Below are 11,682 nucleotides of genomic sequence, written 5' to 3' on the forward strand. Positions count from 1 at the left end.
TACCTGTATCAGATTATAAGCTTGCCATCTCTGGCAACTCAAATGCTATCAATGCCTATGGTGAGAAACAAACACTCACTATTAATGCTAGCCCTGCCAACAATAAAGTACCGACAAAAATCAATGAGGCAAAGGTATCTATTAAGCTCAATAAAACCATCGAAGGCGTAAGTTTAAGCACTGAGACGCTCACCCTTGATGCCAAAGGACAAGCGGTAGTAGATATCGTTGTAGCTCCAACATTAACAGCAGCAGAGCGCAAGGCGCTTGCTAAAGATGGTATCAGTTACACGGTAACGTTGTCTGAGCCCAATCATTCAGTGACTGTAGCAAAGGATAAGAGTGGCGTTGAGATACCCGCTGCAAAGTATGACATCAGTTTTAATGATAGTAGTAAAAAACAATTATCAAGCTCAGGTGACAGCGCTATTATTAGCTTCCGAGTAAATGATAAAAATGGTAGGGTAATTGCTAATCGAGATGTCACAGCAACTTTGCCAAAAGCTCTAGTCGACTCTGGCTTACTGACTTTAGATAGTGCTGCGACACAAACTACCAATAGTAAAGGTGTAGTCAGTTATAAAGTTAGTGTTCCAGCAGGTTTGACTAAATCACAGAGAGATAAGCTGGAAGCGAAAAAAGACTTTGTGTTAACTGCTAAAGCGGTTGAAGCATCGGGTGCAAGTAGTACTATTAGCAGCTCGTCTATAGAAATTAGTTCAGCTGTAGAAAAAAGCGATATCAAACTAACCTCTATCAGCTCACCTAAGGTGGTCACTGTCACAGACAAGCAGTTTGAGATCCAAGTATCTGCTAAACGCTCTAACGGTAATGCCGCAGCTGGGGAAAAAATAAAACTTGTGATTAAGGGTTTGCCGGGAGTCAGCATTCAAGGTAATGAACAAACAACAAACGAAGCCGGTAATGCGAAATTTACCGTCAACCTTAGTCAAGATCTAAGTAAAGAAGAGCGGACAGCGCTAGTTGACTCGGATATTCCTTACACTGCTATCTTAATAGATGGTGATGGTAAGGAAGCAAAAATTGAAAAGAAAGTTGATGTAGTTCAGCCAGCAACGAGCTTAGAGTTTTCCACTATTACAAGCCCAACAATTAGTGAGCTTGGCGGTAGTGGCTTTGTGAATGTCAGACTAACAGACAAACAAGAACCTAATCAGCCGATTAAAAACAAAGAAGTTAGTATCCAACTGGGTAAAAAAGCACAAGACTATGGCGTCACGCTCGACAAAGTCAGCAACAGTACTGATTTTAATGGTGAGACTACCTTTAAAATTACTATTCCAGAAGGACTCACTACCGCACAGCGTACTGACTTGAAAGCTGCGGGTATCAATTACCAACTGTCTTATGTTGAAAGCGGTATCAAATATGACTCTGTAATAAAAAAAGTCGCTATCAGTAAACCCAAAGTTGTATTAGATATCTTAAACAGCAGTAATCAAGCGACTTATAAACTCAACAATGTGGGTGATAACAAAGTCATTCAAGCTCAGTTGAACAATCAAACTGATAAGACTTTAATTGGTGGTCAAGCTGTCAGTTTAGTGTTTGATAATAATAAATTGGCACAATTATTGACCGTTAATGGACAACTAGGTTCAGCAAATATTAAAGCGGATACTGATGATAATGGTGTCGTTAGCTTTGATATTGTCGTGCCTAGTAACTTGACTGATGATGAAAAAGAAGCATTAAAAGGTAAATCTCTAACAGCAACACTGACTGAGTCAGTAACGGGTAAAACACAAAAGGTAACTGTCGAAGTCCAGTCTATGACCGCAGCCGTCTTGTTGAGCAACACCCAATCAGAACCGTTGAATTTAAATGGTGGTGAGACACAAATAACGGTGATTGCACAAGACAAAGATAACAATATCGTTACTGGTCAAAAAGTTTTTCTTGCGCTGCCAGCTACTGTCGCCAGTAAAGGGGTTACCTTGGTATCTGGTAGCCAAACGACTGATAATTCGGGTAAAGCCGTATTTACTATTGCCGTACCCAATAACTTAACTGAGGATCAGAAAAAGGCCATTGGGAATAGTTTTGATATTGTGTTATCAGCCGCGGACGCTAGTGGCAATATCGTTACTAAAAGTGCTACTGTCAGTACGGAAACTCCAGATCTTAATGGTACTAAAGAAAACCTAACTATCGGCGCCAATAAAGTCGTCAATACCAAAGGTGATAGCTTTAAAGTGTTTGTACGCGTCGCTGATAAAGATAGCGCTGTTAAGGGTCGCGAGGTTCGCTTAAACGTTGATGAACCAATTAAAACGGGCGTTAGCATAACCAACGGTACGGCGACGACTAACAGTGATGGCGTGGCTACCTTTGATCTAAAGCTTGAATCAGGCGCAAACGTCGATCAGGCCTTGCTTGAAAAAGGTATTAAGCTAACGGCAACCACGACCACTGCTAAAAATACTAAATTAGAGCAAAGCTATATCGTCGCCGTCGATACCGCAACTATCGATAACTATCAAATACTAGTCACCTCAGACAAGTCCACATTGACGACCGGCGGTGACCAGACCAACGCAACCTTCCGCGTGACCGATAGCAATGGCGGTATCTTAGCAGGCGTGCCAGTACAGCTGAGCATTGCCAATCTCGCTGCTAGCGGCGCGGCATTGACCACTCCAAGTATGGTTACCACTGACGCCAACGGTCAAATTGACGTCGGTATCCTTTTGGCGGCCAATAACATCAACGCGCGCTTAAATCATGCCATTGATATTGAAGCTAAGATTACGACGCCAGTTTATGATGCTAAAGGTGACGTAACACTAGAAGTTCGTGAAAGGAAAACGCTAAGTTTGTCTGCGATTGGTACTATTATTGATATCACCGCATCAGAAACTAAGCTTAAAGATGGTCAAGCCACTACTATTAGCACCACCCTTATCGATGGCGCAGGGCAAGCGATTGCTAATGCTGATATGGAGCTGGTCAATGCTGATGGCACCATTATTGCGCCAACAGCGACAGCAACTACTAATGCTGATGGACAGGCGGTCTTTGAACTGTCTGAAGACAAGCTCACCTTTGATAGCAATGGTAACCTGCAAGTCTATGCTCGTGCATTTGGTGAAAATAAAATCAATGATCAGCGCAGTATCAGTAGTATTGATTTGATTAAAGTCTCGCAAGCGGGTATCAGTTTTATAAACATTGAAGATACTTATGACGTTAATGAGCCACAAGAGATTCAAATACAAATTCGTGCTGATAGCGCAGAGCAGGCGGCAAAACTTGTAGGGAAGGCGGTTGAGGTACAAACGACTATCGGTAGCTTAATCCCCAACTATTTAGACAAGTTTACCGATAAGGTCATTGTCAGCAAGCCTATCAAAACGAGCGATATTAAAGATAATGTCGTTACTGTAAAAGTATGGTTAAAGTCTGGCCTTGCTGGTACTACCGTATTACAAGCGACCATTTTAGGTGAGAATGTAAATGGTCAGCCAAAATATCAAGTAACAGCCGATACACGCTTCCGTGCTACGACACCTGCGAAGATGCTATTCCAAACAGTTAAATCAGTTATCACTCCAGGTAGCAGCACCGAAGTAGTTGCCACGGTCAAAGATAAAAATGATGTGCCTGTCGAAGGTCAGACAGTCGTCTTTAGCCGTGCATCAGACTCATCAGCAGGGCGCTTATCGGCTGCTACCGCGATAACAGACCGTAGAGGTGAAGCACGTGTGGTTTATACAGCCAATGCTAGCTCACCGATTGGCGGCGTAGTCATCAATGGACGTTTGTTAAATGATAGTGCGAATATCGGTACTAAAACCACCAACATTACCGTATCTGAGGAAGCGGTCTATACCACTTTAGCATTTGCCAATAAACTATCCTCTGATGATATTTATTACACAGTACGTGGTTCTATCTCTGTCATGGACGGCTCAGGTCGCGCCGTACCAAATAAAGAAGTGTCTATTAAGTCTTATGCAGTTGAATACGCACAAGGTAAATACTGCTTGTTAGAAAGTACTGTCACGTATCAAAAGGCGTCTGTGCCTAAGCTTGATGAAGATGGCGAGGTAGTCAAAGATAAAAATGATGATCCTATACTAGACAGCACTCCCGATCCTTTACAAAAGTCTGAAAAAACATCTGAGTCTTCAAGATCTGGTTGGAAGCCAACAGAGGATAGTAATTACAATTACACCTTAGACAAAGACCCAATCTTAAATGAAGATAAAAATGGCAACGATAGCTTGGATGCTATTAATCCTGTCGCTATTATTGGTGGTACATTATCTGATGATGGTTATACTTTCGTGACGGATGATGAAGGTCGTGCTGACTTTGAAATTCGTTACCCAATGCGCTATTCAAACTGGGTAAAAGTACGTTTTGATGCCACTACCTTCTTAAATGGTAGTGAGAGCACTCAAAGCATCAACTACACCCTGCCATCAGCTGAAAGTGACTTGATCATTAATGGCTCAAACCTTCAAACCCCATGGATTGATAATGAAAGTCCATTTGGTGCTGGTGGTGCAATCTGTGTGAATAGCGTAAATATTGATATTCAGGAAAAAGACAACTTGAAAAGGCCTAAAATTCCTGCATCGACTACAGTCACTTTGACACCTTATTCACCTAACTATTCTATTCTGTGGAATGGGGAAACAACATTCAACAAGCATCAGCAAGGTTACAATTCATACATCATGAACTTCAACGAGGCATATAGTAGAGGGGATACAGTGACTGTTACTAATAATGGATTTAGAATGTTTAGTAAAGTATTAAAAGTCGAATAGCCATTAGATACCCTGAATAAAAGTTTGTATTTATAACCTCAATAACTAAAAACAATCAACTCAATCAGCAAATTTTTGTAAAAGCGATTAGAATAGTCGGTTTGCTTTGCTGCTGATAGCATTTAATGTCAGAGGCAAGTTTCATTTTTAATTGGGCGTACTATGTCAGACACTGCAACGATTACCTCATCGAAAAACTCATCTTCGACACTATTTAATAATTCATCTAATAAAACAGCCATCGATACCGCCACGCTACTTATTAAATGCCGCGATCAAGCCGGTATTGTACAGGCGGTATCTGAGTTCATTCATCGCTACGGCGCTAATATTATCACCCTAGATCAGTACTCAACCGCACACGAAGGCGGTCAGTACTTTATGCGTTTAGAGTTTGCTTTAGCAGGGTTGAGTGAGATTATTGATAACTTTGAAGCCAGCTTTGCCCATACAGTTGCCAAACGCCATAATATGGAATGGCGCTTACATAATAATGCGATTAAGACCAAAGTCGGTATCTTAGTATCTAAATTTGACCATGCCTTATTAGACTTGCTATGGCGTCATCAGCGCGGATTGCTCGATTGTGAGATAACTTCGGTCGTCAGTAACCATGAAGACTTACGTCAAGCGGTAGAGAATTTTGGTATTACCTTCCATCATGTTGCTGTGACCAAAGACAATAAAGTGGAGGCAGAAGCGCAGATTCATCAGTTGATGGCTGGCAATGATTTGCTGGTATTGGCGCGCTATATGCAGATATTGTCGTCTGATTTTGTCAAACGTTGGCCGATGCAGGTTATTAATATTCATCATTCATTTTTGCCAGCGTTTGTTGGCGCTGACCCTTATCGTCAAGCTTACGATAAAGGCGTCAAACTCATCGGCGCGACGGCGCACTATGTCACGGCCGAGCTTGACCAAGGGCCTATCATCGAGCAAGATGTCCACCGTGTGACTCATCGCCAAGGGGTAGTGGAATTGCGAGCTATTGGTCGTGATATCGAGCGCAATGTATTGGCGCGTGCCGTCAATTGGCATGTGCAAAATCGCGTGATTGTGACAGGAAATAAAACAGTGGTTTTTAATTAGCTTCTAATTAAAGTAGTTTTACATTGAGAATAGCCCATTAAAAGAAAAGATATTCAATAAAAAAGCCACGAGTATTAAATGATAATACTTGCGGCTTTTTACTATGCTACTACTGCAGAAGTGGTTTTATAACAGCATCTCTAACACAAACTTGCTACCGACAAAGCCAATCGCCAATAATATAAAAGCGTAGATAGTTATATTCGCGGCACGCTTACCACGCCATCCTGCACGCCAGTTTCCTAAAAGCAATGCGCCAAATAATAACCACGACAGCAGGCTAAACACAGTTTTGTGGGCAAGATGTTGTGCCATCAAGTCTTCTACATAGATAATGCCAATGCCGAGGGCGATACTGAGCAGAACAAAACCGACCAACAGCATATCAAATAACAGACTTTCCATGCTTTGCAAAGAGGGCAGCTTATTGACCCAAAATCGATGAATCGATTGATGCTTAAGCTCACGGATTTGTAGACGCAAAAACAGCGCTTGTACTGCGGCCATCAGCAGCACACAATAGGCAGCAAGCGATAGCAATATATGAGCTTCCAGCCCGATACTGATATCAGTAATCGGACGATAAGGCGCACGGCCAATATAGCCGACTACCATACCTATGAATGCGGTTGGTGCGGCTAAGATGCCTAGACTAACAATAGGCCGGTATAGAGAAAACATGACGTAAAAAAATAAGAAAAATAAACTGATCAAGCTGATGATATTGAACAGGTTAAAATTTAGTCCATAAAGGGTGACCACGTGCGGATAAAGTAGCGTCGCATGCGCCAACATACCTATAGACAATAGGCCTAAGCTTATGCTTTTATAAATGGGTTTATTCTGAATCAGCGCCCAACCAATGTGAATGCTGACTAAGAGATAAGCCATACCAGCAAGTAAGAATACAAGTTGCAAGATAAGAACCTCATCTCATAATGAGCGCAAAAAGCCGCTCAATTTAATGCTAAAGTGGTATTATTAGAATAATCATCCAATTTATCATAAAATGGCCACCAATTGAGTGCCATCTTGCTTATTCCTTTATATATAAGCTTAAGAATCAAGCGTTTTGCGACATGTCCTAATGCTATAGTATTGATAATGTATCGTTTTTTGCAATGGTTTTTATAACTGCTTTTATAAAAAAGCGACCTAATATATCCTAAGATTATTTATAGACCATTTAGATGGTTTAACTGAGAATTATTTTAACTGAGAGTTATTTATGTTTGATACCTTAACAGAACGCCTATCATCGAGCCTGCGTAATATCGTTGGGACTGGACAGTTGACCGAAGACAACATCAAAGACACCTTGCGTGAAGTGCGTATGGCGCTGCTAGAAGCCGATGTGGCACTGCCTGTCACTCGCGATTTTGTAAAACGTGTTAAAGAGCAAGCGCTTGGTGCCGAAGTGCTCAAAGAGTTAGCACCAGGTCAGGCGTTCGTCAAAATCGTCCATGACGAGCTGACCGAAATGATGGGCAGTGCCAATCAACAACTTGAGATGACTGGGAAGCCACCCGTTGTTTATTTGCTTGCGGGCTTGCAAGGGGCGGGTAAAACCACCACGGCGGGTAAATTGGCTAAGTTTTTACAAGAGCGGCATAAGAAAAAAGTCATGCTGGTCTCTGCCGACGTTTATCGTCCGGCGGCGATTCAGCAGCTTGAGCAAGTAGCAGGGCAGGTCAATGCCAAGTTCGTGCCATCAACGACCGATGAAAACCCGATTGACATCGCCAAACGCGCTATCGAAGAGGCTAAAATTCAATATCAAGACATCTTGATTATTGATACTGCGGGTCGTTTGCATATTGACGACACCATGATGGATGAGATTAAGGCCTTGACTGCTGCGGTCAATCCTTCTGAGACGCTGTTTGTCGTCGATGCTATGACCGGTCAAGATGCGGCTAATACTGCCAAAGCTTTTAACGATGCTTTGCCGTTGACGGGTGTTATCTTAACCAAAACTGATGGTGATGCGCGCGGTGGTGCTGCGTTATCTGTGCGCGCCATCACTGGTAAACCGATTAAGATTTTAGGTCGCGGTGAACAACTCGACGCGCTAGAGCTGTTCCATCCTGAGCGTATCGCCCAGCGTATTCTTGGCATGGGTGACGTACTGAGTCTGGTTGAAGAAGTTGAGCAAAAAATTGACCGTGATAAAGCCGAAAAAATGGCGAAAAAGATGCAGAAGGGCGGTGATTTCGACCTTGAGGATCTACTGACCCAATTTCAGCAAATGAAGAGTATGGGCGGCATGGCAGGCTTCTTAGACAAGATGCCAGGTATGGGCGGCTCTGATATGCAAAAAGCCGTTGATGACGCTAAGCCAGAAGAGAAAGTACGTGAGATGGAAGCATTGATTAATTCTATGACGCCATATGAGCGCAAAAACCCTGATAAAATTAATCCGAGCCGTAAGCGCCGTATCGCTACTGGCTCAGGCCGTGAGATTCAAGACGTCAATCGTTTGCTCAAGCAACATAAGCAAATGGCAAAAATGATGAAAATGATTTCAAAGCCTGAAGGTATCGGTAAAATGATGAAGTCTATGCAAGGCTTAATGGGTGGCGGCGGCGCTGGAGGAGGTGGCGGTGGTCCATTATTCGGCGGTAGTGGTCAGCAAGGTGGCCCCAAAAATGTGAATCCACAGCAAATGGCAAAGCAGATGGGACTTGACCCAAATAATATGCCAAGTACCGAAGAGATGCAAAAGCAGATGCAAGAGATGCAAAATCAAGCACCGAAGGGCTTTAAAAAACGTTTTTAAATAAGAGCCGTTGGTATTCGCAATATTTTTATGATAAAACCTCAAAGCTAATGGGCTTTGAGGTTTTTTATAGCTATTCGATTGGGCTAAATTATCATGGATAATATATGAAAAAAGCAGAAAGCCATCAAATTTATCTGTCCTAAATGCTATGATAGGCGCTGTTTTATGACACTGGTCGTTTTTACAATACCAAGTGAGCAAGCCAATATATAACGAATTCACTTTAATACAATCGTAGCGCTTTTGTTTTGAACTGAATATGTAACGCCAAGACTATCAGCCGAGGTTATGATGTTTTTAGCTATGGATACCGTGTTTGATCAATGTTCGGTCGCGATTTTAGATGCCAGTGGTCACGTGCTATCGAGTCATACTGAGACGGGCAAGCGCCAACAGACTCAGCAAATTCTGCCAATGATTGATACCGCCTTATCTGAAGCTCAGCTGACACTTGCTGATATACAAGCGCTCATATTTAACCGAGGTCCTGGCGCATTCAGTGGGATACGAATTAATACGGCCGTAGTACAGGCATTGTCGGTGGCACATGATATTCCTTGTGTCGGCGTTTCAAGCTTACAAGCAATTGCCCAATGTGCGTATCAGAATCATGGCTTAACGCACGTCTATAGCGCCCTTGATGCGCGTATGCAGCAAGTTTATTTTGGACAGTATGAGGTTGTCATTGCCAATGATGAACCGACCCCCACTGCTATCATGCAACCGGTATTGACCAACGATAACGATAGCACTGAGCAGTTACTTGATTATGATAGCCAGACTGCGCTAGACATTCCTATCGTTGGTAATGGTTCGATATTATTAAATAGCCAAGATGGACAAGTCTGCCATGAAGAGGTTTGGCCGGATGCGACAGTCATCGGACAATTGGGTATTGCGCAGTTTATGACGACTGGTGGGACGGATGCTGCGCATGCGCTACCAAAGTATCTGCGCAATCAAGCGTGGAAGACGCTAAAAGAACAAGGTAAAGCGTAGCAATTATATATAGTAATTATATATAGCCATTATATAGTTGATTTACTTTAAAACCGAGACGAGTGGCGCGCACGTGGCTATTTACTTTATTACAATTGTATCGATTTTATTTAGAACTGCTTATAAGTACGATGTAAAAATACTCTAAAAGCTATATTGAGCAATCAACAAATCTGTATCTAGGAACGCTATTGTGGATATCATTTTATTAATTCAAACTGTCATCATGGGTATCGTTGAAGGTATCACTGAGTTTTTACCTATTTCCAGTACAGGATATTTAATTTTATCCGCTGATTTGATGGGATTTTGGACCAAAGAAAAAGTTGATTTGTTTGTGGTGGTGGTGCAGATTGGTGCTATTTTGGCCGTCATCTATGACTATTGGGGCAGGCTATGGCAGGCGCTCATGGGGCTACTGACGGGTAAAGCGGAAGGGATGAATAATCCAAGGCAGCTTGGGTTGAGCTTAATTGTTGCCACTATTCCAGTGATGATCGTTGGTTTCACCTTTGCAGATGAAATTAAGGCCTATTTATTTAACCCGATCGTCGTTGCGATTATGCTCATCATTGGCGGTTTGCTGATATTTTATGTCGAAAACCGCCCGAAGGCTATTATCGCACAAGAAGCAGAAGACGTTAGTCTAAAAACAGCTTTGATGATTGGTCTGTTTCAATGTCTGGCATTGATACCTGGTACATCACGCTCAGGTGCGACTATTATTGGCGCACTGTGGCTTGGTGTCTCGCGCAAAGCGTCGGCTGAGTTTTCCTTCTTTTTAGGTATCCCTGTCATCATAGGGGCGGCATTGTTGGATTTGCTAAAGCATCATGAGGTATTGACCAGTAGTGAAGATTGGTTGGTGTTAGGTATTGGCACAGTGGTGTCATTCATCATTGCTTTACTCTGTATTCGCTTGTTGGTGGCTTGGGTCAGCCGTCGTGACTTTAAAATCTTTGCATGGGTACGTATTATCACTGGTGTATTGGTATTAATAGCGGCTTGGGGCTTTGGTTATCAAATGGCAGGTTAAGCTATTATAATAGAATGGTTTTATAGTGGAATGGCTTTTATGGTAATCAATGCGCCTGTCGATACTAAAAAGGAATGGCGGTTATGACCCGTTTAAAACCAATACTGAATGCTGATATGGACTGCCAACTACTTTATGTTTGCGAGTCGCAGAAAAGTCAGGTTGAGAGCCTAAAGTCGCTAATCGCTGAGTATAAGCTATCGATTATTTTACATACCGAGCTGCTCACAGATAAATTGACTCAAAAACGCCGCCAGCAATTAACTACGCTTGTCACTCATCCTATTTTATTATTGGATGATAAAAACAAGCTCTCATGGCTGAGTGATGGACTCAGCGTTGCACCTGAATGGGATAAACTACAGAGGCGAGTGGTGAGTGCCGGGCGCAAGTCTGAGCTATTACTGCAAGCCGCAAAAATTACCGCGGATAGTCATATCATTGATGCCACTGCTGGTTTTGGGCATGACAGCCTGATATTGGCCAGTACAGGTGCGCATGTGGTTATGCTTGAGCAGCAGCCGTTGATGGCGCTGTTATTACTCGCAGAGCAGCAGCGTATGAGTACACTGCCAAACTGGCAAAAGCTGATGTCACGTTTGCATATTATCAATACCGATGCGCTCAGTTACTTTGAGAGTTTTAATAAAAACCCCTCCGCTGATAGTAGTCAGCTAATCGATGTGGTATATCTGGATCCTATGTTTCCAGACGATAGCTATCAAGATAGCAAAACGGGTAAAGGGGCCAAAGTCGGTAAGCACATGCAAGCCCTGCACCAGCTGGCACGGCCGCCGACGCTAGATGAAGAGCAGCAATTGCTACAAAGCGCGCAAAGTGTCGTCAGTCAACGGGGGCAAAAACAAGGTCGCGTTATTGTAAAGCGTCCACAATTTGCGCCGTTACTTGCTCATCGAGAGCCAAGCGAGAGCTGGAGTAATGAAGCGGTGCGTTTTGATGGTTATTTTTTTTGA

Annotated in this window: 7 protein-coding genes; 6 read left to right on the plus strand and 1 reads right to left on the minus strand. The window is 42.8% G+C overall.

The genetic code is table 11. The annotated features are described in order from the left end of the window. A partial coding sequence (locus ACT3TU_RS12365; protein ID WP_444784429.1) for a hypothetical protein occupies positions 1–4,799 on the plus strand: 4,799 nt, incomplete at its 5' end. A gap of 162 nt (positions 4,800–4,961) precedes the next feature. Further along, complete coding sequence (purU, locus tag ACT3TU_RS12370; protein ID WP_192523889.1) at positions 4,962–5,891, plus strand: formyltetrahydrofolate deformylase; 930 nt, start codon at positions 4,962–4,964, stop codon at positions 5,889–5,891. Positions 5,892–6,017: 126 nt separating this feature from the next. Here purU and ACT3TU_RS12375 read toward each other — a convergent pair whose 3' ends face one another. Beyond that, the gene (locus ACT3TU_RS12375; RefSeq protein WP_444784430.1) at positions 6,018–6,809 is read right to left on the minus strand and encodes a cytochrome C assembly family protein; all 792 of its coding nucleotides are present in this window, start codon (positions 6,807–6,809) and stop codon (positions 6,018–6,020) included. A 310-nt stretch (positions 6,810–7,119) separates the two neighbouring features. Here ACT3TU_RS12375 and ffh point away from each other — a divergent pair, with 310 nt between their 5' ends. The 4 genes from ffh to ACT3TU_RS12395 all read left to right on the plus strand — a co-directional run bounded on the left by ffh (position 7,120) and on the right by ACT3TU_RS12395 (position 11,682). Continuing rightward, entirely contained in the window at positions 7,120–8,670 is a 1,551-nt protein-coding gene (gene ffh / locus ACT3TU_RS12380; protein ID WP_192523887.1) for a signal recognition particle protein, read from the plus strand. Positions 8,671–8,964: 294 nt separating this feature from the next. Beyond that, on the plus strand, positions 8,965–9,672 hold the full coding sequence (tsaB, locus tag ACT3TU_RS12385) for a tRNA (adenosine(37)-N6)-threonylcarbamoyltransferase complex dimerization subunit type 1 TsaB (RefSeq protein WP_444784432.1): 708 nt from the start codon (positions 8,965–8,967) through the stop codon (positions 9,670–9,672). 193 nt (positions 9,673–9,865) lie between these two features. Next, a complete protein-coding gene (locus tag ACT3TU_RS12390) occupies positions 9,866–10,708 on the plus strand; it encodes an undecaprenyl-diphosphate phosphatase (RefSeq protein ID WP_192523886.1) in 843 nt (280 codons plus the stop codon). An 83-nt stretch (positions 10,709–10,791) separates the two neighbouring features. Further along, complete coding sequence (locus ACT3TU_RS12395; RefSeq protein ID WP_444784431.1) at positions 10,792–11,682, plus strand: class I SAM-dependent methyltransferase; 891 nt, start codon at positions 10,792–10,794, stop codon at positions 11,680–11,682.

It is taken from the genome of Psychrobacter sp. AOP3-A1-26 (assembly GCF_052378235.1).
Lineage (GTDB): Bacteria > Pseudomonadota > Gammaproteobacteria > Pseudomonadales > Moraxellaceae > Psychrobacter.

Excerpts from the sequence above, each read along its gene's own strand:
- ffh (WP_192523887.1), top strand. The coding sequence starts at position 7,120 with ATGTTTGATACCTTAACAGAACGCCTATCATCGAGCCTGCGTAATATC.
- tsaB (WP_444784432.1), top strand. The coding sequence starts at position 8,965 with ATGTTTTTAGCTATGGATACCGTGTTTGATCAATGTTCGGTCGCGATT.
- purU (WP_192523889.1), top strand. The coding sequence starts at position 4,962 with ATGTCAGACACTGCAACGATTACCTCATCGAAAAACTCATCTTCGACA.
- ACT3TU_RS12395 (WP_444784431.1), top strand. The coding sequence starts at position 10,792 with ATGACCCGTTTAAAACCAATACTGAATGCTGATATGGACTGCCAACTA.